Here is a 23592-nt window from a genome sequence, read left to right as displayed (position 1 = left end):
GTGCCTCCGAGGTTTTGGGCATTCGCGGTCATAGCATCGACCCCGATGTTCAGACGTATGAGGGTCCTGCCGTTGGTCGGCACCGCGCTGCTGGTGGCCGGTGCGGTTGCGTGTACCCCGCGCCCCGATGGTCCCGGTCCGGTGGCGGAGAAGTTTTTCGAGGCACTGGCCAAAGGTGACACGGCCGCGGCCGCCAAGCTGACCGATGACCCTAATGGCGCGAAAGTGGGTTTGGACCAGGCATTCTCGGGGCTGCAGGCGATGTCGTTCCGGGCTGCCGTGAATGGTTCCCAATACACTCTGGACACCGGCAGTGCCGACGCGACATATACCTGGCAGCTCCCCAGGAAGCGCGTCTGGTCCTACAACGGGCGTCTGGAGATGCTGCGCACGGCAGGTAACTGGCAGGTGCGCTGGGCGCCGAGTGACCTGCATCCGAAACTTGGTGAGCGCCAAATGCTCTCGCTGCGCACCGACCCTGCCAAGCGTGCGACGGTCAATGAAGCCGGTGGTACGACGGTGCTGGCGCCTGCCAATCTGTACAGAATCGCGTTCGACGCGGCGAAGGCCGGTACGTCGCTGATGAGCACCGCGACCGCGCTGGCCGACGCCATCCGGCCCTACGACGACACCATGAACGCCGCCTCCCTCGCCGAGCAGGCGAGCGCGCAAACCTCGCCCATGGACCTGATCACGCTGCGTAAGGACGACTGGGACAAGGTGTCCGTCGCGCTGGAGACCCGGCCCGGGGCGCTGCGGCCCGGTGTGGTGATGACGCCGATCGCCGATCTGCTCCCCACCGATGATGCCTTCGCGCCCGATATCGTCGCGCAGGTCAAGAAGGCCGTGCTCGATGAGCTGGATGGCGAGGCCGGTTGGCGGGTGGTGAGCGTCAACCAGAACGGTGTCGACACCGCGGTGCTCAACGAGGTTAAACCCACTCCGGCGCCGTCGAAGACGATCAGTCTCGACCGCGCGGTGCAGAACGCCGCCCAGAACGCCGTCAATACGCGTGGCCAGAAGGCCATGATCGTGGTGATCAAACCGTCGACGGGGGAGATTCTGGCGGTCGCCCAGAACGCCGCCGCCAACGCGGATGGGCCGCTGGCCACCACGGGCATGTATCCGCCCGGTTCTACCTTCAAGATCATCACCGCCGGTGCCGCGCTGGAGCGCGGCATGGCCACCCCGGACACCATGGTGGGCTGCCCGAAGCGGATCACCATCGGTGACCGCAGCGTGCCCAACTACAACGAGTTCGACCTGGGCACTGTGCCCATGTGGCGTGCCTTCGCCAACTCGTGCAACACCACGTTCGCGAAGCTGGCCAGCGAGATGCCTGTGGACAGTTTGACCGTCGCCGCTTCGCAATTCGGTATCGGGCCCGACTACGACGTGGCGGGCATTCCTACCATCTCGGGGAACGTGCCGCCCACCGTCAACGTGACCGAGCGCACCGAGGATGGTTTCGGCCAGGGCAAGGTCCTGGTCACGCCGTTCGGTATGGCGTTGGCCGCGGCCACCGTGGCCAATGGGAAAACTCCGATACCACAGCTGATTTCGGGCCAGATCACCGGAATCACCGGTGAGCGGCCCGCGGTGACTCCGATCATGGTCGATGGTCTACGCGGGATGATGCGCGAGACGGTGCTCAGCGGCAGTGCGAAGGACATCAACAGCGAGGGTGATGTGCACGGTAAGACCGGTGAGGCCGAGTTCCCGGGCGGGTCACATGCCTGGTTCGCCGGGTACCGGGGTGATATGGCCTTCGCCACCTTGATCGTCGGGGGTGGGGGCTCGGAGGCGGCGGTGCGCGCCACCAAGGTCATGTTCCAGTCGCTGCCGCCGGATTACCTGGCCTAGTCCGCGCGCGAGGCCAGCACGCAGAACTCGTTGGCCTCGGGGTCGGCAAGCACCACCCACGAGGGATCGCCCTGCCCGAGGTCGACGCGGGTAGCCCCGTGCGCCAGGAATCTATGCACCAATGCCTGTTGATCATCATCCCGGAAATCCAGATGCAGACGGTTCTTGGCCGTCTTAGGGTCGGGGCCGTTCATGAAGAACAACAGCGGCGGACGGCGGTCGGGCTGGAACACACTGACGAACCCGTCGTCATCGATCTCATAGGGCCATTGCAGCACCTCAGCCCACCAGCGGCCGAGTGTGGTCGCGTCCTGACAGTCGAGCACAATCGCTTCCAACTCCAGGCCCATGAATTCGATTGTGCGCGCTGTCGCTAACGTTCCGCCAGGCGTTTACGAACTACCATGTAGAAAACAGCATCCAGGGAGGATCGAGAGCTTGCGCAGAGCATTTCGGAGTGTGCTTGTGGTGACCGGGCTCGTCAGCCTCCTGATGAGCACCGCGATCACCGCACCCGCAACCCTCGGCCACGCATTGGCCGCGAGTCCCAGCCCAGTGGCCTCGGTGTCACCCACGCCGGGCCAGACGGTTGGGGTGGCCATGCCCGTGACGATTCATTTCGCGTCGCCGGTCGCCGATAGGCCGGCCGCCGAGCGATCCATCGAGTTCTCCGCGCCGCGCGTCCCGGCTGGAGCGTTCAGCTGGGTCGACAACGCGACGGTTCGTTTCACTCCCCGTGAGTATTGGCCCGCACATTCGTCGATCACCGTGTCGGTGAATGGCGTCAGCGGGATGAAGTACAAATTCCAGACCGGCTCGGAGGTGCTGGGTATCGGCAGCATCAGCGGTCACACCTTCACGGTGAAGATCGACGGCACGGTGATGCGAACGATGCCCGCCTCGATGGGCAAGCCCAAGCACCCCACGCCGGTGGGGTCCTTCACCGCGCTGGAGAAGCAGAGTCCCGTGGTCATGGATTCTCGGACCATCGGTATTCCGCTGAATGACCCCGAGGGCTACAAGCTCACGGTGTACTACGCGGTGCGGGTCACCTGGGGCGGCGTTTATGTGCACAGCGCCCCGTGGTCGACGGGAGCGCAGGGCAACTCCAACGTCAGTCATGGCTGCATCAACCTGAGCCCGGACAACGCCTCCTGGTACTACAACACCGTCAGCGTCGGCGACCCCATCATCATCAACGCGTAGCCACCCCGACGGCTCCGGCTACGCTGCCTTCATGACCGTTCGTGCTGCGTTGCGCCCAGGGGAGCTGTCCCCGGAGCGTCAGGTTCCCGTGTCGATCGACCGCCCCGAGTACGTGGGTAGATCCAAGGTCGCCGAGGCCATCGGAGAGCCGTATGTCCAGACACCCGAGGTCATCGAGAAGATGCGTGTCGCAGGCAAGATCGCGGCTCAGGCGCTGGCGCTGGCCGGCGAAGCCGTGGCGCCCGGCGTCACCACCGATGAACTGGACCGAATCGCGCACGACTACATGGTGTCCCACGGCGCCTATCCGTCGACGCTGGGATACAAGGGATTTCCGAAGTCGTGCTGCACGTCGCTCAACGAGATCATCTGCCACGGGATACCTGATTCGACCGTGATTGAGGACGGTGACATCGTCAACATCGACGTCACCGCCTACATCGACGGTGTGCACGGCGACACCAACGCCACCTTCCTGGCCGGAAATGTCTCCGAGGAGCACCGCCTGCTGGTTGAGCGCACCCGGGAAGCCACCATGCGCGCCATCAACGCCGTCAAGCCGGGCCGGGCGCTGAGCGTCATCGGCAGAGTCATCGAGGCTTATGCAAAGCGGTTCGGGTACAACGTGGTTCGTTCTTTCACCGGCCACGGTGTAGGGCCGACATTTCACAACGGGCTTATTGTGCCGCATTACGACGACCCGAATCTGGACATCGTCATCGAGCCGGGAATGACGTTCACCATCGAACCGATGATCAACTTGGGCTCGCTGGAGTACGAGATCTGGGATGACACCTGGACCGTGGCGACCGTCGACAAGCTGTGGACCGCGCAGTTCGAACACACCATGGTGGTCACCGAGGACGGAGTAGAGATCCTGACCCTGCCATGAGCGGGGCGCTGCTGGTGGGGGGCGCCAGCTCCGATGCCGGTAAGAGTCTGGTCGTGACCGGGCTGTGCCGACTCCTGGCTCGTCGGGGGATTCGCGTCGCTCCGTTCAAAGCCCAGAACATGTCGAACAACTCGGTGGTGACCATCGACGGGGGAGAGATCGGCAGGGCGCAGGCACTGCAGGCACGCGCCTGCGGTCTGGAACCCTCGGTGCGATTCAATCCCGTGCTTCTCAAGCCGGGTAGCGATCGCACCTCGCAACTGGTGGTGCGCGGCCACGCGACAGGAAATGTGAGCGCACGCTCGTATGTCGAGCACCGTGAGGAACTGCGGCAGGTGGTCGCCGACGAATTGCGTTCGCTGCGTGATGAATACGATGTGGTGATCTGCGAGGGTGCTGGGTCCGTTGCCGAGATCAACCTGCGGACAACGGATATCGCCAATATGGGATTAGCGCAAGCGGCGGATCTTCCCGTGGTACTGGTCGGTGACATTGACCGTGGTGGAGTGCTGGCACATCTCTTCGGCTCGGTGGCCGTTTTGGCGCCCGCCGATCAGCGGCTGGTCGCGGGCTTCATTGTCAACAAGTTCCGCGGTGATCCGGGCCTGCTGGCGCCGGGCCTGGAGCAGCTCGCGGCGCTCACCGGGCGGACCACCTATGGCGTGCTGCCGTACGACGACCAGTTATGGCTCGACGCAGAGGATTCCGTTTCCGTGGTGGCCTCGGCCCTGGTGGGCCGTCCCGCCGCCCCGGTCGGGCGCGAATGGCTGAAGGTGGCGGCAGTGCGGCTGCCGCGCATCTCCAACTCCACCGATATCGAGGCCATCGCCTGTGAGCCGGGGGTGATCGTCCGGTGGGCGGCACATCCGGCCGAAATTGCCGACGCCGACGTGGTGGTGATCCCGGGTACCAAGGCGACTGTCGCAGATCTTGCCTGGATGCGTGTCAACGGAATCGCCGATGCCGTTATCGCCCATGCCCGTTCGGGCGGACCGGTGTTGGGTATCTGTGGTGGATTCCAGATGTTGGCAACCACGATCGAGGATCGCGTCGAATCCGGTGCCGGACGCGTCGAAGGGCTGGGTCTGCTCGATATCGATATTGCCTTCGAGCCCGTCAAGACGTTGCGGCGCTGGGTGTCTCCCGGTCTGGCCGGCTATGAGATTCATCATGGCACCGTCACACGGTCGGCGGTTGCGCCATGGTTGGTCGACCACGATGAGGGTGCCGTCGCGGGCGCGGTCTGGGGCACCCACTGGCACGGGGTGCTGGACAACGACGACTTCCGGCGCACCTGGCTCGCCGAGGCGGCGGCCGCCGCCAAACGCCCGGGTTTCGCCGTCGCGGCCGATACCCATGTCGGCGATTGCCGCGCCACGCAACTGGACAGATTGGCCGATCTCATCGACACGCACATCGATGTCGATGCCCTCGAGGCATTGTGGGAAAAATCCGGATCACCGGGATCAGCCCCGTCATATCCGGTAATTGCGGCACGGGTCGAATAGCCTGTGCGGGTGCATCGGGGTCTAGTAGCTGTCGCAGTATCCGCATTGGCGCTTGTGGGCTGCACTCAGACGGTGACGGGTACCGCCACCTGGCCGGGGGCGCGTATCGCGCAGTCGCTGCTCACCGCCGATGAGCTGCCGCCCGGCGCGAAGTACGACAGGGTGGTCGCCGACCTGGGCCCGATGACGGTCAACAATCAGAGCCAGCAGGTTGTCGTGGGCGGTATGCCGTCGAATCCGCAGGGGTGTGCGGACGGTTTGTCGCCGCGTTTGGCCAATGCGGGCAAAGCAGGCCCGGAGAACACCGCGCGATACATCGCCCGATTCAACGGCGCGAACATCATTGTCAGTTTGTTGCGTGACACCATCGACCTCAGCAATGTGAAGGACGTGGCAACGCGTTGCGCCAAGTATGAGGTGTTCTTCGATAAGAGTTCGCCGGGTACGCCGATGACCACCGAGCCGGTGCCGGGTGGGCCGGTCGGGGTCCTCACCTACAAGCAGACGATGATCATGCCCAGGGGTACGACGTCTCGGTATATGGCGTTTGCGAATGTCCGGGGCGTGGCGATGGTGGCGACCTCCTTCGACCTGCGTGACCCGTCGGTCAAGGCCACCGCCACCATGCCCCAGACTTTCCTGGACATCGTGGCGAAGCAGGTCGACAAGATCGAACGGACCTGACGGCCTGGGTGAAAGTTTCCTGATAGGGCTGGTTAAAAGCCCAACCGGATCGGTTGTACTCAGGTACCGTGCGCCCATGCCCAAGGTCTTCGCGCGAGCTGGGGGTCCAGCCCTCTGGTGGGGGACTCGTCCATGAGTCCGATGCCAGAGATTCGCCGCCCGCACCCGGGAACCCCACCCGCGCGCGACGGTGAGCTGCACCAGGTCGTCACGATTGACGGCAGAACGGTGCAGGTCAATGTGTCGGGGCCGGATAAGGGAACCACTGTCGTGATGCTGGCCGCGGCCGGGCATTTCGCGCTCAGCTACCGCTCGGTGTGCGAGCGGCTGCATACCGCCGGGCTGCGTACCGCCGTGATCGGCCACGATCCACACCTGCACGCCAAGGCCATCACCGGGGTGCTCGATGACATCGGGGTGAAGGTGGCGCTGCTGGTGGGGGATCGTGCGGGCGGCGAGCTCGCGTGGGATCTGGCCGCCAGCAAGCTGGACAGATTCATCGGGTTGGTAGCGATCGACCGTGGACATCCACGCGTCGCCGACCGTGCCGGCCTGATCCGCGACAAGCACTGCCCGCCGGTCGAGATCAACACCACGGTGCTGGTCACCTCTGACGCGACTCGGGCGATTGCTCGCGCCAGCCAGCGCTTCGTCTACGGCGACTACCGGATCGTGGAGCTGATGGGCCGCCGTTCGGCCACCCGCGATCTCACCCCGGAACTGGCCGCCGAGGTCGTACTGCGCAGCAGCTCCTGGTGAGGATCGGGCCGGCTTAGCTGTCCGATTCGTACCGCTGCAGCCAAGAGTTCAGCTCCCGGTATGCCCGTGCGCGAGGGTCCGCGACGGACAGGAACACATCGTGTTTGGCGTCCGGAATCGGAACCACCCGCTGGTCGTTGCCGATGCATCCCGCCCAGCGTGCGATTTGTTGCACATCCAGGACCACGTCGCCGTGCAGTGCGACGGCAGGATCGATATCCCCAGGCAGGCTGCGATCCGAGCGCAGGATGATATTGGGCACACCGACGTCCAGGCCGCGATGCAGCTCGGCATGCCCGCGGCGGATAGCGCTGATCCAACCGAACCGCACCGGGAATCCGCCGACGGGCTTCCATTCCAGGTTGTAGTCGAACTCGCCGTGAAAGTCTTTGTGCAGGCTCGCGCCGTATGCACCCTCATGCGGCAGCGGGATCGCTTGTTTGGCGCGAAATCTCGAGATCGCTTTCACCGCCGCGGTGGTACCGCCGCTGCGCAGAAATGGGCGACCTTGCAAATCCAGCCACGGACTGTTCAGGACAAGGCCTGCGATACGGCCCAGCCGGCCGGCTGCCCGTAGACGGTTGAGCCACAGCGAAACGATGAGACCGCCGGCGGAATGTCCGTACACGACGACGGGGGTTCCGCCCGATTCGCCGTTGATGATCTCTATCGCGGCGTTGAGTTCCACGTCGTAAAAAGACAGATCGCTGATGTAGTGCGGGGTTTGGTGAACGTGCCGCGACCGACCGCATTTGCGCAAGTCCAGGGCGAAGAAGCGATAGCCGCGGGCGAGAAAATGTTCGGCAAGCTCGGTATGAAAGAAGTAATCGGTGTATCCATGGACCATGAGCACCGCCCGGCCGGTTTCCGGCTGAATTTCGGGCCGCACCAGTGTGGCGGTAATTACACCTTCGCCGTCAGGGTCAATGCCCAGGTCAATGGTCTGTCGAAGGTAGCCATCGAGGACATCGGATTCCCATGTCACCGCCATAGCCTAGTTGAAGGAATCACGGATATACGCGCGCGATAACCTGTGTGTACTCGCAGGTAGTGGCTTGGTAGCGGCGGAGTATCGCCACGCCATCAAATTTCGAAAAGGACAGTGAACCGGTGTCAAAAGCGCAGGTGGAGCAGACAGACGTTGCCCTGATTGGGTCAGGGATTATGAGTGCGACGCTCAGCGCGCTGTTGCGGTTGGTGGAACCGGACCTGTCGATCACCCTGATCGAGCGGCTGGACGCGGCCGCCAGCGAAAGCAGTGACCCCTGGAACAACGCGGGCACCGGGCACTCGGCACTGTGCGAGCTCAACTACACCCCGCAGAAGGCCGACGGCTCGATCGACATCACCAAGGCCATCACCGTCAACGAGCAGTTCCAGGTGTCCCGCCAATTCTGGGCGTACGCCGTAGAGAACGGTGTGCTGCCCGATGTTCGGGGATTCCTCAACCCCATCCCGCATGTGAGCTACGTGCACGGAGCCGACAAGGTCGAGTTTCTGCGTAAGCGCCACGCGGCCTTGGTGGGCAACCCGCTCTTCGCGAAGATGGAGTTCATCAACGACGAGGACGAATTCGCGCGGCGCCTGCCGTTGATGGCGGCCGGACGCGACTTCTCCGACCCCGTGGGTCTGAACTGGAGCCAGGACGGCACCGATGTCGACTTCGGTGAGTTGTCAAAGCAGTTGGTGGGCTTTGGAGTTCGCAGCGGTACCAGCGCGATCTTCGGCACCGAGGTTCGCAACATCAGCCGGGACAGTGACGGCGGATGGATTCTCAAGCTGGTCAACGGGCGCACCGGTGAGAAGCGCAAGCTCAAGGCCAAGTTCGTTTTCGTGGGCGCCGGCGGTGGTGCTCTTGGTCTGTTGCAAAAGGCCGGAATCCCGGAAGCCAAGGGCTTCGGCGGATTCCCGGTGAGCGGCGCGTTCCTGCGTACCAACAGCACGGACCTGACCGATGGTCACAAGGCCAAGGTTTACGGCTTCCCGCCGCTCGGTGCGCCCCCGATGTCGGCACCGCACTTGGATACTCGCGTGATCAACGGCAAGGAATGGCTGCTGTTCGGGCCGTTCGCCGGCTGGTCGCCCAAGTTCCTCAAGATGGGTAAGGTCACTGACCTACCCGCCTCGATCAAGCCCAACAACCTGATGTCGATGGTGGGTGTCGGCCTGACCGAGTTCAAGCTCGCCACCTTCCTGCTGAGCCAGCTCGCCCTCACACCCGATGACCGCGTGGACATGCTGCGCGAATTCGCCCCCAAGGCACAGCGTTCCGATTGGGAGCTGATTACCGCCGGGCAGCGAGTGCAGGTCATCAGGCCGGCCAAGGGCAAGGGTGGCGCGCTGGAATTCGGCACCATGGTCCTCAACTCGGCCGACGGCAGCATCGCCGGCCTGCTCGGTGCTTCGCCGGGTGCGTCGACGGCGGTGCCGGCGATGCTCGATGTGATGCAGCGCTGTTTCCCCGACCGCTACGCGAACTGGATGCCCAAGCTCAAGGAGATGATCCCGTCGCTGGGCATCAGCCTCTCGGATGAGCCCTCGCTGTTCGGTGAGGTGTGGGACTGGGGGACACGGGTTCTCGGCCTGGAGCAGTGAGCATCGGGTGGTCCTGGTCCGCGGACCTGGACGCCACCACGCTCTACGGGCTGCTGCGGTTGCGCGCCCAGGCTTTCATCGTCGGGCAGAACTGCGCGTACCAGGATCTCGACGGCCGCGACCTGGACCCCGATACCCGGCATTTCTGGATCAAGGACCCGGACGGCATTGTCGTCAGCGGGTTGCGTGTGCTCGCCGACCCGGCCGGGGACGGTTTCTGGATCGGGCGGGTATGTACCGCCGAGCCCGAACGGGGCCGGGGGCATGCCGCGCGCCTGGTCGGTGCCGTGCTGGCCGAGATTGGTGGTGCGCGCTGCCGGCTGAATGCGCAGGCCCACCTGAAAGACATGTATGGCAAGCTGGGATTCGTGGTTTCCGGTGACGAATTCCTTGAGGACGAGATACCGCATGTGCCGATGACATGGGTGGCCGCAAATGGCTAGCCACACAGCGGTTCCCGGATACCCACTGAGCGCGGTCGTCGGACACGATCAGCTGCGGTTGGCGCTTGTGCTCTCGGCGGTACGGCCCGATATCGGTGGTGTACTCATTCGTGGCGAGAAGGGCACGGCCAAATCGACCGCGGTGCGCGCACTGGCATCAGTCCTGGCTTCGGTTGACGGCGCACGCCTCGTGGAGCTCCCGATCGGTGCTACCGAAGACCGCGTCGTGGGATCTCTGGACCTGCAGAAGGTACTGCGCGACGGTGAACACGCCTTCTCGCCGGGGCTGCTGGCGCGTGCCGATGGCGGCGTCCTCTACGTAGACGAGGTCAACCTGCTGCACGATCACCTTGTTGACGTGATCCTGGATGCGGCGGCGATGGGCCGGGTGCACGTGGAGCGTGACGGTGTATCCCATTCCTACGACGCACGATTCGTGCTGACCGGCACGATGAATCCCGAGGAGGGGGAGCTGCGTCCGCAGTTGCTCGATCGTTTCGGGTTCGCGGTGGACGTGCACGCCTCGCGTGATGTCGCGGTCCGGGCCGAGGTCATTCGACGGCGACTCGCCTATGAAGCCGATCCGGCCGGATTCGTCAGGCGGTACGCCTCCGAGGAGGCCGAGCTGGCTGCCCGTATTGCCGACGCCCGGCAGCTGCTACCGCGGGTTGTCTTGCCCGACGCCGAATTACAGCGCATCGCGGCGTTGTGCGCGGCCTTTGATGTCGACGGGATGCGCGCCGATCTGGTGGTGGCACGTGCCGCTGTCGCGCACGCCGCATGGCGCGGTGCCGAGACGGTAGGTGAGCCCGATATCCGGGTGGCAGCCGAACTCGCATTGCCGCATCGGCGCCGAAGGGACCCGTTCGACGAACCGGGGCTGGATCCGGATCAGCTCGACCAGGCGATGCGCGACAGCGCTCCACCGCAGGATAAGGACGGGGAGGACCCTGAGCCCGATCCGGACGGGCCCGGGGGCGGTGGTGCGCCGGAGTCCGCGCCAGAGCCCGCGAAAGCCGATGATTCACAGCAGGATTCGACTTCCGCGCCAGCGCCTTCCCGGCCTAGTCCCGCGCCTTCGGCGACCTTTCGTGCCAAGACCTTCCGGGTACCCGGCGTCGGCATGGGAGCTCCGGGCAGACGCTCCGCGGCACGTAATCGCACGGGCAAGGTGATTGCTCCGAGCTCCGATGAAGGTTTCGGGGTGCATGTGATCGGCACGCTGATGTCCGCGGCAAGCCGGGTGACCCAACCGGGCAGGCTGCCCAGGCCGGTACTCGCGGACGTGCAATGGGCGATCAGGGAAGGGCGCGAAGGCAATCTGGTGATCTTCGTGGTCGACGCCTCCGGTTCGATGGCGGCACGTCAGAAGATGTCGGCGGTCAGCGGAGCGACCTTGTCGCTGCTGCGCGATGCCTACCAGCGCCGGGATAAGGTCGCGGTCATCACCTTTCGCGGACAGGAAGCCGCGACGCTGTTGGCCCCCACCAGTTCGACGCATATCGCGGGCCGCAAGCTGCAGCAGTTCGACACCGGTGGCAAGACTCCCTTGGCCCAAGGACTTCTGGCGGCGCGCGACCTGGTGGCACGCGAGCGTGGGCGTGATCCGCACCGCCGTGCGTTGGTGGTGGTGCTCACCGATGGCCGTGCCACCGGCGGCCCGGATCCTTTGGGCCGCACCCGTCGTGCGGCGGGCATGGTGCGTGCCGAACAAGTTGCCTGCGTGGTAGTCGACTGTGAGACATCTTTTGTGCGCATGGATTTGGCGGTCACGCTTGCCCAGCAGCTCGACGCGCCGGTGATCCAGCTTGACCAATTGAACGCCGACCGGCTTGCCGGGGTGGTGCGCGGCGCCACCGCTGCCGCGTGAGATAGCGGAGGAGGTTCGCATGCCACAGGGGCAGCCACTGGTGGTTCCGGAGGATGGACTCACCACCAAGGCGCGCCGCAACGCACCGATTCTGGCCGTGCATACCGGCGCCGGAAAGGGAAAGTCGACAGCGGCTTTCGGGATGGCGTTACGTGCCTGGCATCACGGGGCCGATGTCGCGGTGTTCCAGTTCGTCAAGAGTGCCAAGTGGCGGGTGGGCGAGGAGTCGGTCTTCGGTGAACTCGCCAAACTGCACGATGAGCACGGTATCGGCGGCTCGGTGCAGTGGCACAAGATGGGATCGGGCTGGTCCTGGTCGCGTAAGGCGGGAACCGAGACGGACCATGCCGCGGACGCGGCGGCCGGATGGGCAGAGATCGCGCGCCGACTGGCCGCGGAGGAGCATGGCTTCTACGTGCTGGACGAATTCACCTACCCCCTCAAGTGGGGGTGGGTCGACGTGGACGAAGTGGTCGAGGCGCTCCGCTCCCGGCCCGGCATGCAACATGTGGTCATCACCGGGCGGGACGCGCCGCAACAGCTGCTCGATGCCGCCGACCTGGTCACGGAGATGACGAAGGTCAAACATCCGATGGACCAGGGCCGCAAGGGTCAGCGCGGCATCGAGTGGTAGTGCGTGGTGTCCTCTAGCGTTCCCGCTGTAGTGATCGCCGCGCCCGCCTCCGGGAGCGGGAAGACCACGGTGGCAACGGGTTTGATGGGTGCGCTGCGAGCCGCTGGTCACCGGGTGGCACCGTTCAAGGTGGGGCCCGACTACATCGATCCCGGATACCACACCCTGGCCACCGGGAGGCCGGGGCGCAATCTGGACAGCGTGCTGGTGGGCAGCGATCTGATCGGTCCGTTGTACGGACACGGGAGCCAGAACGCCGATATCGGCGTGATCGAAGGGGTGATGGGGCTTTTCGACGGGCGGGTCGGCGATGCGAAGGGCTCGACGGCGGAGATCGCGGCCCTGCTCGGCGTGCCTGTCGTGCTGGTGGTGGATGCCAAAGGGTACAGCCAAAGCTTGTCGGCACTGCTGCACGGTTTTGTGGCACACGCCGCCGAGGCGGGGATCCGGATTGCCGGCGTCATCCTGAATCGGGTCGGGTCGGCGCGACACCGGGAGATTCTCACCGCCGCTGCCGGTCGTGCTGGGCTCACGGTGTTCGGGGCGCTGCCGCGCACCGAAGAACTATCCGTTCCCTCAAGGCATTTGGGCTTGGTGACAGCTGTCGAACATGGCCGCGCCGCACTCGACGCGATAGCGGCGATGACACGGCTTGTCGCCGCGCATGTGGATGTCGCCGCGATTGTGGCCGCTGCCCGCAGCGACGTGAGTGCGCCGCGGTGGGATCCGGCGGAGGTCGTGGGGGTGCCGGCCGTGGGGGATCCGGTGGTTGCGCTGGCCGCGGGCCAGGCGTTTACCTTCGGTTATGCCGAGCACCGCGAGCTCTTGTCGGCGGCGGGAGCGGCTGTCGCCGAATTTGATCCGCGCTCAGACTCGTTACCCGCTGGGACAGCGGCCCTGGTGCTGCCCGGCGGATTTCCCGAGCAGTTCGCCGCCGACCTGTCATCCAATGAGTATCTGCGTCAACAGGTTCGTGAGATGTCCGGGCCGATTCATGCCGAATGTGCCGGGCTCACCTACCTGTGCACCGACCTGGACGGTGCGCCGATGTGCGCAGTGTTGGACGCGCGTGCGCGGTTTACCGACTCGCTCACCCTCGGATACCGGGATGCGGTGGCGATCACCGGATCGGTTCTGTTCGAGGAGGGAGAGCGGCTGAGCGGGCACGAATTTCACCGCACCACCGTCGACTACCGCACGGGCGCAGAGCACGCTGCCTGGGCCTGGCGCACCGGTGACGGCGTCCGTCGCGAAGGCGCGGTCGCGGGGGGAGGGCGGATACATGCCTCGTACCTGCACACCCATCCCGCCGCTCACCCCGGCGCGGTGGCACGTTTCGTGGCCCAGGCGGCGACGTATCGCTGAGGCATAGGCCTCAGTCTGGCTGAAGTGTGCGGAGTTCCGGATGGTGGAACGTGTTGGTGCGCAGGTCGTCTAAAACCAGTTGTGGTGGGGGTATCCATTCGGTGGTGCCGTCTGGTCGTTTTCGGGTGTTCCAGCCGTGGCCTAGGAGGCGGTGGTGGGGTGCGCAGGCGAAGGTGAGGTTGTCGATGTTGGTGGGTCCGCCGTGGGCCCATTCGGTGATGTGGTGGACTTCGCAGAGGTATCCAGGGACCGTGCATTGGGGGTGGGTGCAGCCGCGGTCGCGGGCGTGGAGCACGAGGCGCTGTTCGGGGGTGGCGATGCGTTTAGTGCGTCCGAGATAGAGGGGTCGGCCGTTGTCGTTGAAGATCGCTAGGTAGTGGTGGGCGTGGGTGGCCATGCGGATCAGGTCGCGCATCGGCAGGCGGGTGCCCGCGCCGGTCATCGCGATTCCGGCGCCGTCTTCCAACTCTTTGAGTGTGGTGGTGATGACGACGGTGACGGGTAGTCCGTGGTGTGAACCCAGCTCTGCGCTGGCCAGGGTGGAGCGCAGGGCTGCGCGTAGGGCGTCGTGGTGGCGTTGTGTCACGGTGCGGGTATCGCGTTCAGCGGCCTCGGGTGACACCTCACCATCCACGGTGGGGCTTTGATCGTTGGGGTTGCACATGCCGGGGGCGGCTAGTTTGGCGAACACCGCGTCCACATAAGCCCGCGTCTCCGGATCCAGCAGACCTGAGATCGCGGACATGCCATCGAAGCCTTGCGGCCCGATCGTGAGTCCGCGTCGGCGCGCCCGATCGGCGTCGGAGAACTGTCCGTCGGGGTTGAGTAGGGCCATCAGCCGGTCGGCACCGACCCGCAGCGCCTCGGGCCCAAACTGCGCCGCCATCACCGCCAGCTGCGCCTCGGCTGCTTCCCGGGTGAGGGCATCGACCACCGCCGGGAGCCGATCGAAGAAGTGCCGGATGATCCGGACATGTTCCTCACCGATATCGCCACGCCCCAACGCTTCAGCGGTGCAGGGTAGTTGCGGTGCCAACACCTCGCCGGTCAACACCCGCCGCGGCGCCAGCTGCTCGGCGTCGGCGATCCGGCGCCGCGCCGCCCCCTTACCAATATGCAACCGCCGCGACAACACATCCGGAAACGACGTACCGCCCAACTCCACCGGGGACGCCTGCTGCACCAACTGTGCGATGCCGGCGTGTGACGCAGCGGCGAGCCGGCGTTGGACCACCTCCATACGTGCCAGTGTCGCCAGCAGCTCAGGGCTGGAGAGTCCGGCCAAGGTGTCAGCGCATACGGCATCAACCGCCGCCTCCAACATCCTGATCGAACTCATACGTGCATCGTAAAGACGGACACCGACAAGTCCGTGCAGATTGTTGCGCTAGAAACCACTGTGACAGAAGGTATTTCGAGAATTACGAATGCCGAGCCCCGGAGTCGCAAAAATCTTCCTGGTACCATCGTCGATATGTCTGGTCGCGGGGTACCCAAGTACCAGCTGTACTCCGCAGCCCTGCTGGCGATTTTGTGTTTGTTGGTCGGCGGTGCTTGCCTATTTCCGGGTGAGAGTTCGCATTTGGGGGATACCGCCGCACCGGTGTCCTTATATGACACTGTCGAGGCCCATCACTGGGAACTGGTGCAGCATGGCGTGGCCGCAACTCGTTTTCGTCACGGGCTAGTTGGAGAGCCGGTTTGGCTCCCGCACGCCCTGTCGGTCATTTCCCTTGGTGGCGCAGCCCTGCTGATTGTGTTGATGGCGCGCCGGGGCGCGGTGATTTCACGGGGTCCGGAAAATTTTGGGCGACAAAGGCTTCTGCACTTACGAATCAATCGGCGCTGAGGGCTGCCGGACGGTCATCGTTGCCGTCTTGTACATATCAAACCTTCACTAGCCGTCGAGGGTGTATTTTTCGTGCGCCTCGCCGGCTCCGTATCCGTTGATTGGAACGTTTGTAGTGGTGACCTCTGCCAGCTTCTATAGACCTTTGTTGTATGTGAATGTGCGCCGTGATGCGCCGTGGTGGATCTCATGATTGCCCGCCTAGTAGTCACGGGTTTTCTGGTGGCCGTGTTTGGGCTAACTGAACCCGCCGCTGCCAGTGCGGAGCCAAGAGACATGGCGCCACAGCTGTATTCGAGGACTACCCGGGATGGATGGCATCTGGAGATCCGGTTGGACCATGAGCGGGTGAACTCGGTGCCGAATCTCGCGGCCGCCGCCAACTCGCGGGAGGCCTTTGTCACGCTCTCGGGCACGGCGACCGCGACAGGTGGAGCCAATCCCATCACCGACAGTCTCTTCCTCATCGGCTACCAACTTGGTTGCCAGTCCGATGTGTCGTCGGGATTGCAGATCGGCGGATCCGCAGGTGTCGCACCATCAGTGAATCTGGGTGTGCTTCCCTTACAAACCGTGGGCGTCGGTGGCAGTGCCGGCGTCAGCGGTTTCGTACAGACCGTGCTGCAACCGGGCGTCATCGTCAATCTGCCGCTGGGCAACATGGTGTTGTCGCGAGGTAACACCGGTGCGCTGGATCTGGACAACGTTCATCTCAAGGCCGACGCATGCGGTGGAGATGTCACGATTCGGTCTTTCGCTTCGTTGCGTGTTTCCACGGAGACCGGTCACACCGAGTTCGCGATCTACGGCGATCCGATCAGGATCTAGCCCATGCGATCAGCCGTAACAGCAATGCTTTTCCTTCTGGGGGCGTGGCTTGCCTCCGCTGCCGTGGCGGCGGCTGAGCCGCCCCCGATAAACCCAGCCGTACCGGTAGCGGTACCGGGTAGTGCGCCGAACAATCATGCGGCGACACCGTCGCAACCGGCGTTTGGGTTGTTGCCCAGGCCGGGGCGCGGCGCGCATATCTCGGCCGGGCTCGAAGCGGGGCACTCCGCGCGTGTCAGCGGCGGGATGACCGGTGGGCAGTTGGAAGACCCGCGGGGAACAGGTGAAGGAAACGTTCGATGATCCGGGTGGGGTGTGTCGCGGTGTTGGTGATGGGACTTTCCGCTGGGTTCGGTGCTCCGGCCTCGGCGGAGCTACCGCCGCCCAGCCCGTCCCCATACGGGCCGGTGGTCGCGCCGGGGCAACTACCCGCGTTGAATCTGTCTCGAGGAACACGACTTCCGTCGTCGATGTCCGGCGCGCGCGGTCCCCGGATGTCCGGCGGGGTGGATGCGGCCGGGGCGTCCGGAGGTGTGCAGGCCAGTGGTGGATTCGGCCCGTGACGTGAGACATCACTCCACTGGAGGGGCGGGCGCACGCGCCCAAGCTCGGGGAACAACTACACCCGGAAGCAACGCGCGGGGTGGAGCAGGTCGAACAATGGGCCGCTGCATGGACCTGCCCAATCACCCGGCGGTGCCCAGCCCGCGGGCGGGTACCAACCTTGCGGCGGAACCCAATCGGCGGGTGGGTACCAGCCCCGGGGTGGAATCCAGCCGGGCGCCGGATAGCCGCGATTCCAGCCTCGGCCCCACTCCGGGTGGTCCCAGTAGCGATGACCGCCACCTCGCCAGTCGACATGGTCGGTGGTGTACCCGGTGGCCGGCGCGGCCGACGCAACTGCCGGGATCGCAACTGCACCAAGCAATGAGGCGCCGATAGCGGCGACGACAACACCGCTGCGTACTGAGGATCGAACGGGCATCACGCTGTCTCCTTTCACGTGCCGAGGTTCGACAAGCAAAAGGTAAGACGTGAAAATCAAAGTTCCCCACGGGATCTCTTCGGAATTACTGTGGGTTCTGGTTTCTGACGGAAAACTGGGAAGTCTCAGCTCAGTACTAGTGCGAATGCCAAGACCCCGATCAACACCGTGGCCGCCACCGCATCGCGCCATCCCGGATGGGCCGGATGCGCAGCGATGCGCCCCGCGCCGCCTCGCGCGGTTATGGCATCACCCATTTCGGTGGCACGACGCAGCGAGACCACCATGGCAGCCGTGCACAGATCCACCATTTCCGCACGCCGCGAAGGTTTCTCCGGCGCAGGCGGCTGGAGCTTGCGGGCCGCCGCCAGCAGCCGGAACTCCTCGGACAGCATCGGAAACATGCGGAACGCCAGGGAGATGGTGACGGCCCAATCATCGACTGGCGCCCGTACGAGGCGTAGCGGGCGACACAAAAGTGCCACCGCAGGAGCTATGTCGGCGACCTGAGTTGTCCATGAGATCACCGCGCCCAGGCCGATCAGCACCAGACCAAGTGACGTGACGCGCAGGAAGTCGAGGAAGCCGCCCACTCCGACTGTGACGGGTCCCAGCCGTAGCTCGGGAGCGCCTCCGTTGACGATGGTGAACAAGCTGCCCGCCACCACCAGCAGCCAGACCCACCGTGGCACGGACGGCACACATCGGGGTGAAATGCCGGCGAGCGCAGCGGTCCCCGCGATGAGCAGCGCGACGACGCCAATCGCCGTCCATGACGGCATGATGGTGAGCAACACCGATATCGCCAGCACGGCCAGCAGTTTCGTGCCAGCCCACAATGAGTGGATGGGCGACTGACCGGGAATCGGTCGCATCAGCATCAACGGGCGCCGCGGACTCATTGGGCGCTCACCAACTCACCCTGCTCCAGCCGAATGGTGCGTGGACATAACGGAGACAGGCTGTCGGTGTCGTGGGAGATCACGATGACGGCCTGTCCGCCGTTGCGAATGCGCACCAACAAGTCGATGAGGTCGGCCTGAGCATCGACATCCAGGCCCGCCAGTGGTTCGTCGAGAATCAAGAGGCGTGGCGACCGCGCCAGCAGCCCGGCCAGTGCGACACGTCGTAATTGGCCGCCGCTGAGCCGATCGATCAACACTCCGCCAACGGCGGGGTCCAGACTGACCGAGGCCAGCGCGCGATCGATGCTTTCGGTGTCGGAGCTCGAGTACCCGGCCAGTTCGGCCACCGCCGCACCGGCATGGCCGCGCAGCAGCTGTAGCCGCGCGGCTTGGAAACACAACGCGACAGCGCCAACCTGCTCCGCGGCGGGCCGGCCGTCGAGCAGGCATTGGCCCGCCGACGGTTCCAGTAGGCCCGCCATGATCCAGGCCAGGGTGGACTTGCCCGACCCGTTGCCACCGCACAGCAAGATTCCGTCGCCGGAGCGGACCTTCAAGGAGACATCCCGCAGCACCGGTTGCGACCACGGCGTGCCTGCCGCGTAGTCGAACGATACTTGCCGCACATCGAGAATCGTTTCACCGCTGGCGGATTCAATGGGGAATGGGCGCTCCTCGCCCGCCCGTACCTCGATGCCGCCCAAGGCCACCACCCGATCCGCGGCGTCGGCCTCCTGCGGGTAATGGGTGATGTGTACCAGCCCAAGACGGTGGTGGGCGGTGAGCCCGTCCAGCACAGTGAGAAGCGTCTGGCGACCGTCGTGGTCCACCATGGTGGTGACCTCATCGGCGATCAGGAGGGCAGGTTCCCGGGCCAGTGCCGAGGCGACCGCGAGCCGCTGCAGCTCCCCGCCGGAGAGTCCTGCGGTATCCCGGTCGGCCATACCGCCCAATCCCACCTCGGTGAGCAGACTTTCGATATCGATAGTGCGGTCAGGTGGCAGTCCCCACACGATGTCGTCACCCACACGCAGCCCGAGCACCTGACTCTCGGGGTGCTGTAAGACCAGGGCAGTCCCACCCACCTGGCCCAGGCCAACCCCCGCCGGACGTTCGATGGTTCCCGCCGTGGGAGGCACCCCCGCCAAGATGCGCATGAGGGTGGACTTGCCAGTGCCGTTGGCGCCGGTCACCGCGATGTGTTCACCGATATCGACCCGCATCGTCACTGGCTTCAGCGCATCCCGGCTCGCGCCGGCATATCGATAGCCGACATCGGTGAGAACGGTCGGCAGCGGCCCGGGCGGAATGTTCTCGTGCGGAGCGGGCAGTGTGCCCACCGATGCCAGGTCGGTCACCTGCTCGAGCCTGCGCAGCACGGGCGTCAAAACCCGCCATCCGAACGATGTCCCGAAGATGACGATGAGCCACACCGAGACTCCGAAGAACCACGGCCAGTGCACAAGCCAGCCCGCGACGGCGTGGTCGAGCCCCGCCGCCGCGCCGCCAAGAACCGGCACTTCCCGCAGCAGCGCCGCGAAACCGCCCACGTTGGCGGCCACGGCACCGAGCACCACCTCGCGCAGATTCCGCAGGGCCGCGAAAACACCCACGCAGAAAATGGAGACCAACACGCCCCACAACGCGGCGACCACGAACATCGTTGCCGCGCCGCGATTCCGGCGGCGCACCTGGCCGGAAATCGCGCCCATGTAGGCGCATGTCAACGCTGACACCAGGCCGCCGAATCCGGCGATGAGAAAACTGATGAGGCCGGCGGCAACGCATGCGGCCAAAGCGACGCGGATGCGGTGCCGGTAACAGAGCACCCCCATCGGTACCGCACCGAGCCATGCGAAGACCACCGCGCCCGGTAACACGATGGAGACGACGGCGATGGCGCCCATGAGGGCAGCAGTCATCGCGGCCTGGGCCAACTCCGCTGGTTGCATGCGATGGGATTGCACTGGGACCGATTAGAGCACGGCTAACCCGGCCTCGCGATCGGCGTCCACGTAAACTCGCGCGGTGACTCATGACGCCTACCTCGTCGGCCTCCGCCTCACCGGACGCAAGGTCGTGGTCGTCGGCGCCGGTTCTGTCGCGCAGCGGCGCCTGGGGCTGCTGATCGCCAGCGGAGCCGATGTCCACGTGATCGCGCCCAGCGCGACCCCTGCCGTCGAGGGCATGGCCTCGATCACCCTGAGCTTGCGCCCCTATCAGGATGGGGACCTCGACGGTGCCTGGTACGCCATCGCCTGCACCGACGACCCGGCGGTGAACGCGGCCGTCGTGGACGAAGCCGAACGCCGCCACATCTTCTGCGTTCGGGCCGACTCCGCCCGGGAAGGCACGGCTGTCACGCCTGCCTCGTTCAATCACGACGGCATCGCGGTGGGTGTTTTGACCGGTGGTCAGCACAAACGATCGGCAGCGCTGCGTTCGGCCATCCATGAGGCGCTACAGCGGGGTCTCATCGATGACAGAGGCGAGGATCGCGTCAAACCGCAAGGCGTGGCGCTTGTCGGCGGCGGCCCTGGTGATCCTGATCTCATTACTGTGCGCGGGCGCAGGCTCCTCGCGCAGGCCGATGTGGTGGTCGCCGACCGGCTGGCACCCGCCGAGCTGCTTGCCGATCTGGGACCGCATGTCGAGGTCATCGACGCGGCGAAGATCCCCTACGGGCGCGCGATGGCGCAGCAAGAGATCAACCGGGTGCTCATCGAACGGGCTCAGGAGGGCAAGTTCGTGGTGCGGCTCAAAGGCGGCGACCCGTTCGTCTTCGCGCGCGGCTACGAAGAGGTGCTGGCATGTGCCGAAGCCGGCGTCCAGGTGACCGTCGTACCCGGTGTGACCAGCGCGATCTCGGTGCCGGCGGCCGCCGGCGTGCCCGTCACGCATCGCGCGGTGAACCACGAGTTCGTGGTCGTCAGCGGACACGTCGCACCCGGACATCCGGAATCGTTAGTCAATTGGGATGCGCTTGCTGCCCTGAAGGGCACCATCGTGCTGCTGATGGCAGTCGAGCGCATCGAGCAATTCGCAAAGGTGCTCATAGAAGGTGGCCGACCTGCGGATACTCCGGTGTTGGTGGTTCAACACGGCACCACCGACGAGCAACGCGTGCTGCGCGCGGATCTCTCCACGGCGCCAGAACGCATTCGCTCGCAGGGCATCAGACCGCCGGCAATCATCGTCATCGGTCCTGTCGCCGCTTACGGCGCCTTTTGAGCTCTAAAGCGACGTTAAGAGGACGGTAAGGTGTCCTCCATGTCTGGCCTCAGCGTCGAGCAGCTCACTCAAAAGGCGCGCGAATTTCTGCCCTCCCGGCACTACCTGTATGCCGTCATCGCGATCGCCGGTATGCAGTTCCTGGCCACCATGGACGGCACCATCGCGGTGGTCACGCTGCCCAAGATTCAGGCCGAGTTGCACCTCAACGACGCCACCCGAAGCTGGGTCATCACCGCCTACATGCTGTCCTTCGGCGGGCTGATGCTGCTCGGCGGACGTCTCGGCGACACCTTTGGCCGTAAACGGGTCTTCATCGGCGGTATCGCGTTGTTCACGCTCGCCTCCATCGGCGTGGGCCTCGCGCAGGAAGACATCGGTCTGGCCATTTTCCGTCTCATCCAGGGTGTGGGTGCGGCGGTCGCGTCGCCCACCGCGCTGGCACTGATCGCGACCACCTTCCCCAAGGGGCCGCTGCGCACCGCCGCGGTCGGAGTGTTCGGCGCCATGACGGGGGTGGGCTCCATCGCCGGACTGATCGTCGGTGGTGCGCTGGCCGAGGTGTCCTGGCGCCTGGCCTTCCTCATCAACGTGCCGGCCGGTGCCCTGATGATCTACCTCGCGGTGCGGTCGCTGACCGAGACCGAACGCGAGCCGATGAAGCTGGATGTGGCGGGTTCCGTGCTTGCCACGCTGGGTTGTACGGCGGCGGTGTTCGGATTCACCCAGGGACCCGACCGTGGCTGGGACTCTCCGTACACGATCGTGTCGCTGATCGCGGCCGCCGCGCTGCTGATCGCATTCCTTTTTGTCGAGCGCACCGCCGAGAACCCGGTGCTGCCGTTCAGTCTGTTCACCGATCGCAACCGGGTTGCTACGTTCGCGGCGATCTTCATGGCCGGTGGAGTGCTCTTCACCCTCACCATCACCATCGGCCTGTACATGCAGGATCTTATGAAGTACAGCCCGCTGCGCACCGGAATCTCAGCCATTCCGTTCGTCGTCGGCATGGGAATCGGTCTGGCCGTTTCGTCCCAACTCGTCACGCGGTTGGCGCCGCGGGTGCTGATCCTGTGCGGTGGCGTGGTCGTATTCGGTGCGATGCTGTACGGCTCGACGATCGACCGGACCATCGCGTACTTCCCAGACTTCTCGACGGCCATCTTCGTCGGCGGTGTCGGCATCGGCACCATCGTGGTGCCGGTGATCCTGTCCGCCATCACCGGAGTGGACTCCGATCGCATCGGGCCGCTGTCCGCTATTTCTCTCATGCTGCAAAACCTGGGTGGGCCAATCGTTCTGGTGATCATCCAGGCGATCATCACCTCACGAACGCTGTACCTGGGCGGTGCCAAGGGGCCAGTGCAGAACATGAACCAGGCCCAGCTGCACGCGCTCGACCACGGCTACACCTACGGCATGCTGTGGATCGCCGGAACGGCCGTGCTGGTGGGAGTGGCTGCGCTGTTCATCACCTACAGCGCAGCCGACGTCGCCCACGCACAGAAGGCCCAGGCCGCCCACGATCAGGGCCTCGACGAGGAAGAACTCGAACAGGCCTAGCAGTCCTGCGGCGTGTAATCCCCGGCGCGGAACAACAGCCCGTTGGTCACGGGGATGCCGTCGTTCACGGTGATATGGCAGGACATCCGGAAGACGCTGGGCGCGCCGGCCGCGGTGACCCGGAGAACGGGTGGGGTGCCGTCGAGCTTCGCGGTGCGTTCCCAGTAATACCCCGCGAAGGTGTGCCCGGATTCCTCGCGCAGCTGACCGCCGTCCTGATACTGGACGGTGAAGTCGGCATTGCCGATTCCGATGGCCGACAACGAGTATTTGACGGTGGCTGGGGCCGCGTCGGCCGGTGCCGCTAATCCCAGACCAAGTACCGCCACCGCCGGAATGACTGCCCACGCACGCATGCGTGTGATGCTAACCCGAGGCCTCGACCGCACGCCGATATGCTGTGCAACCGTAA

Annotated in this window: 24 protein-coding genes; 17 read left to right on the top strand and 7 right to left on the bottom strand. The window is 65.0% G+C overall.

What is annotated here, in order from left to right:
- Window positions 1-45 precede the first annotated feature (45 nt).
- Window positions 46-1863 carry a penicillin-binding transpeptidase domain-containing protein gene (locus ABG82_RS16810; RefSeq protein ID WP_043078085.1) on the top strand — a complete coding sequence of 606 codons (1818 nt, stop codon included), beginning with the start codon at window positions 46-48 and terminating at the stop codon, window positions 1861-1863.
- On the opposite strand, the gene ABG82_RS16805 is transcribed toward ABG82_RS16810, so the two are convergent.
- Window positions 1860-2213 (bottom strand): VOC family protein, encoded by a 354-nt coding sequence (locus tag ABG82_RS16805; RefSeq protein WP_043078084.1) that lies wholly within the window; start codon window positions 2211-2213, stop codon window positions 1860-1862. The genes ABG82_RS16810 and ABG82_RS16805 overlap by 4 nt on opposite strands.
- 115 nt (window positions 2214-2328) lie before the next feature.
- On the opposite strand from ABG82_RS16805, the gene ABG82_RS16800 reads away from it, so the two are divergent.
- The 5 genes from ABG82_RS16800 to ABG82_RS16780 all read left to right on the top strand — a co-directional run bounded on the left by ABG82_RS16800 (window position 2329) and on the right by ABG82_RS16780 (window position 6912).
- The gene (locus ABG82_RS16800; protein ID WP_043078122.1) at window positions 2329-3069 is read left to right on the top strand and encodes a L,D-transpeptidase; all 741 of its coding nucleotides are present in this window, start codon (window positions 2329-2331) and stop codon (window positions 3067-3069) included.
- A gap of 31 nt (window positions 3070-3100) precedes the next feature.
- Window positions 3101-3961: a type I methionyl aminopeptidase gene (map, locus tag ABG82_RS16795; RefSeq protein ID WP_043078083.1), complete on the top strand. Its 861-nt coding sequence runs from the start codon at window positions 3101-3103 to the stop codon at window positions 3959-3961.
- A complete protein-coding gene (locus ABG82_RS16790) occupies window positions 3958-5469 on the top strand; it encodes a cobyric acid synthase (RefSeq protein WP_043078082.1) in 1512 nt (503 codons plus the stop codon). The genes map and ABG82_RS16790 overlap by 4 nt, the downstream gene beginning before the upstream one ends.
- 54 nt (window positions 5470-5523) lie before the next feature.
- On the top strand, window positions 5524-6153 hold the full coding sequence (locus tag ABG82_RS16785; RefSeq protein WP_043078081.1) for a hypothetical protein: 630 nt from the start codon (window positions 5524-5526) through the stop codon (window positions 6151-6153).
- Between the two features lie 132 nt (window positions 6154-6285).
- A complete protein-coding gene (locus tag ABG82_RS16780; RefSeq protein ID WP_078343269.1) occupies window positions 6286-6912 on the top strand; it encodes an alpha/beta fold hydrolase in 627 nt (208 codons plus the stop codon).
- A gap of 13 nt (window positions 6913-6925) precedes the next feature.
- Here the strand turns inward: ABG82_RS16780 and ABG82_RS16775 are convergent, their stop codons facing one another.
- Entirely contained in the window at window positions 6926-7903 is a 978-nt protein-coding gene (locus ABG82_RS16775) for an alpha/beta hydrolase (protein WP_043078080.1), read from the bottom strand.
- A gap of 119 nt (window positions 7904-8022) precedes the next feature.
- On the opposite strand from ABG82_RS16775, the gene mqo reads away from it, so the two are divergent.
- From mqo to ABG82_RS16750, 5 genes are read left to right on the top strand one after another with little or no spacing between them, the layout of a single operon-like run.
- Window positions 8023-9507: a malate dehydrogenase (quinone) gene (gene mqo / locus ABG82_RS16770; protein WP_052511016.1), complete on the top strand. Its 1485-nt coding sequence runs from the start codon at window positions 8023-8025 to the stop codon at window positions 9505-9507.
- Entirely contained in the window at window positions 9504-9950 is a 447-nt protein-coding gene (locus tag ABG82_RS16765) for a GNAT family N-acetyltransferase (protein WP_043078078.1), read from the top strand. The genes mqo and ABG82_RS16765 overlap by 4 nt, the downstream gene beginning before the upstream one ends.
- Entirely contained in the window at window positions 9943-11820 is a 1878-nt protein-coding gene (locus tag ABG82_RS16760) for a VWA domain-containing protein (protein WP_043078077.1), read from the top strand. The genes ABG82_RS16765 and ABG82_RS16760 overlap by 8 nt, the downstream gene beginning before the upstream one ends.
- A gap of 19 nt (window positions 11821-11839) precedes the next feature.
- Window positions 11840-12454: a cob(I)yrinic acid a,c-diamide adenosyltransferase gene (cobO, locus tag ABG82_RS16755; RefSeq protein ID WP_043078121.1), complete on the top strand. Its 615-nt coding sequence runs from the start codon at window positions 11840-11842 to the stop codon at window positions 12452-12454.
- Between the two features lie 6 nt (window positions 12455-12460).
- Entirely contained in the window at window positions 12461-13819 is a 1359-nt protein-coding gene (locus tag ABG82_RS16750; protein ID WP_078343345.1) for a cobyrinate a,c-diamide synthase, read from the top strand.
- Between the two features lie 10 nt (window positions 13820-13829).
- Here ABG82_RS16750 and ABG82_RS16745 read toward each other — a convergent pair whose 3' ends face one another.
- Window positions 13830-15158 (bottom strand): HNH endonuclease signature motif containing protein, encoded by a 1329-nt coding sequence (locus ABG82_RS16745; protein WP_043078076.1) that lies wholly within the window; start codon window positions 15156-15158, stop codon window positions 13830-13832.
- Between the two features lie 201 nt (window positions 15159-15359).
- Here ABG82_RS16745 and ABG82_RS16740 point away from each other — a divergent pair, with 201 nt between their 5' ends.
- The 4 genes from ABG82_RS16740 (at window position 15360) to ABG82_RS16725 (ending at window position 17059) form a co-directional block, all read left to right on the top strand.
- Complete coding sequence (locus ABG82_RS16740; RefSeq protein WP_078343344.1) at window positions 15360-15668, top strand: hypothetical protein; 309 nt, start codon at window positions 15360-15362, stop codon at window positions 15666-15668.
- 189 nt (window positions 15669-15857) lie between these two features.
- Window positions 15858-16496: an MspA family porin gene (locus ABG82_RS16735; protein ID WP_043078119.1), complete on the top strand. Its 639-nt coding sequence runs from the start codon at window positions 15858-15860 to the stop codon at window positions 16494-16496.
- 3 nt (window positions 16497-16499) lie between these two features.
- Complete coding sequence (locus ABG82_RS16730) at window positions 16500-16799, top strand: hypothetical protein (protein WP_052511015.1); 300 nt, start codon at window positions 16500-16502, stop codon at window positions 16797-16799.
- The gene (locus tag ABG82_RS16725; protein WP_052511014.1) at window positions 16796-17059 is read left to right on the top strand and encodes a hypothetical protein; all 264 of its coding nucleotides are present in this window, start codon (window positions 16796-16798) and stop codon (window positions 17057-17059) included. The genes ABG82_RS16730 and ABG82_RS16725 overlap by 4 nt, the downstream gene beginning before the upstream one ends.
- Before the next feature lie 56 nt (window positions 17060-17115).
- Here the strand turns inward: ABG82_RS16725 and ABG82_RS28280 are convergent, their stop codons facing one another.
- The 3 genes from ABG82_RS28280 to ABG82_RS16715 form a co-directional block, all read right to left on the bottom strand.
- Complete coding sequence (locus ABG82_RS28280) at window positions 17116-17481, bottom strand: hypothetical protein (protein ID WP_131676259.1); 366 nt, start codon at window positions 17479-17481, stop codon at window positions 17116-17118.
- Window positions 17482-17606: 125 nt separating this feature from the next.
- Window positions 17607-18383: an energy-coupling factor transporter transmembrane component T family protein gene (locus tag ABG82_RS16720; protein ID WP_043078075.1), complete on the bottom strand. Its 777-nt coding sequence runs from the start codon at window positions 18381-18383 to the stop codon at window positions 17607-17609.
- A complete protein-coding gene (locus ABG82_RS16715; protein WP_043078074.1) occupies window positions 18380-20338 on the bottom strand; it encodes an ABC transporter ATP-binding protein in 1959 nt (652 codons plus the stop codon). Before ABG82_RS16715 ends, ABG82_RS16720 begins: the two co-directional genes overlap by 4 nt.
- Before the next feature lie 76 nt (window positions 20339-20414).
- Here ABG82_RS16715 and cobA point away from each other — a divergent pair, with 76 nt between their 5' ends.
- Together cobA and ABG82_RS16705 are read left to right on the top strand one after the other, a co-directional pair.
- The gene (gene cobA, locus ABG82_RS16710) at window positions 20415-21617 is read left to right on the top strand and encodes a uroporphyrinogen-III C-methyltransferase (protein ID WP_043078073.1); all 1203 of its coding nucleotides are present in this window, start codon (window positions 20415-20417) and stop codon (window positions 21615-21617) included.
- Window positions 21618-21656: 39 nt separating this feature from the next.
- Window positions 21657-23180: an MFS transporter gene (locus ABG82_RS16705; RefSeq protein ID WP_043078072.1), complete on the top strand. Its 1524-nt coding sequence runs from the start codon at window positions 21657-21659 to the stop codon at window positions 23178-23180.
- Here ABG82_RS16705 and ABG82_RS16700 read toward each other — a convergent pair.
- Window positions 23177-23536 (bottom strand): hypothetical protein, encoded by a 360-nt coding sequence (locus ABG82_RS16700; protein ID WP_043078071.1) that lies wholly within the window; start codon window positions 23534-23536, stop codon window positions 23177-23179. The two genes, ABG82_RS16705 and ABG82_RS16700, sit on opposite strands and share 4 nt — an antisense overlap.
- Window positions 23537-23592: the final 56 nt, after the last annotated feature.

Origin of the sequence: Mycobacteroides immunogenum, from assembly GCF_001605725.1 — a bacterium.
Classification (GTDB): Bacteria; Actinomycetota; Actinomycetes; order Mycobacteriales; family Mycobacteriaceae; genus Mycobacterium; species Mycobacterium immunogenum.
This window is presented reverse-complemented; position numbering and strand designations above follow the sequence as displayed.

Coding starts and splice junctions, on each gene's coding strand:
- ABG82_RS16700 (WP_043078071.1), bottom strand. CDS start 23,536: ATGCGTGCGTGGGCAGTCATTCCGGCGGTGGCGGTACTTGGTCTGGGA.
- ABG82_RS16810 (WP_043078085.1), top strand. CDS start 46: ATGTTCAGACGTATGAGGGTCCTGCCGTTGGTCGGCACCGCGCTGCTG.
- ABG82_RS16735 (WP_043078119.1), top strand. CDS start 15,858: ATGATTGCCCGCCTAGTAGTCACGGGTTTTCTGGTGGCCGTGTTTGGG.
- ABG82_RS16715 (WP_043078074.1), bottom strand. CDS start 20,338: ATGCAACCAGCGGAGTTGGCCCAGGCCGCGATGACTGCTGCCCTCATG.
- ABG82_RS16745 (WP_043078076.1), bottom strand. CDS start 15,158: ATGAGTTCGATCAGGATGTTGGAGGCGGCGGTTGATGCCGTATGCGCT.
- ABG82_RS16705 (WP_043078072.1), top strand. CDS start 21,657: ATGTCTGGCCTCAGCGTCGAGCAGCTCACTCAAAAGGCGCGCGAATTT.
- ABG82_RS16720 (WP_043078075.1), bottom strand. CDS start 18,383: ATGAGTCCGCGGCGCCCGTTGATGCTGATGCGACCGATTCCCGGTCAG.
- ABG82_RS16780 (WP_078343269.1), top strand. CDS start 6,286: ATGAGTCCGATGCCAGAGATTCGCCGCCCGCACCCGGGAACCCCACCC.
- cobO (WP_043078121.1), top strand. CDS start 11,840: ATGCCACAGGGGCAGCCACTGGTGGTTCCGGAGGATGGACTCACCACC.
- ABG82_RS16725 (WP_052511014.1), top strand. CDS start 16,796: ATGATCCGGGTGGGGTGTGTCGCGGTGTTGGTGATGGGACTTTCCGCT.
- map (WP_043078083.1), top strand. CDS start 3,101: ATGACCGTTCGTGCTGCGTTGCGCCCAGGGGAGCTGTCCCCGGAGCGT.
- ABG82_RS16775 (WP_043078080.1), bottom strand. CDS start 7,903: ATGGCGGTGACATGGGAATCCGATGTCCTCGATGGCTACCTTCGACAG.
- ABG82_RS28280 (WP_131676259.1), bottom strand. CDS start 17,481: ATGCCCGTTCGATCCTCAGTACGCAGCGGTGTTGTCGTCGCCGCTATC.
- ABG82_RS16790 (WP_043078082.1), top strand. CDS start 3,958: ATGAGCGGGGCGCTGCTGGTGGGGGGCGCCAGCTCCGATGCCGGTAAG.
- ABG82_RS16760 (WP_043078077.1), top strand. CDS start 9,943: ATGGCTAGCCACACAGCGGTTCCCGGATACCCACTGAGCGCGGTCGTC.
- ABG82_RS16805 (WP_043078084.1), bottom strand. CDS start 2,213: ATGGGCCTGGAGTTGGAAGCGATTGTGCTCGACTGTCAGGACGCGACC.
- ABG82_RS16730 (WP_052511015.1), top strand. CDS start 16,500: ATGCGATCAGCCGTAACAGCAATGCTTTTCCTTCTGGGGGCGTGGCTT.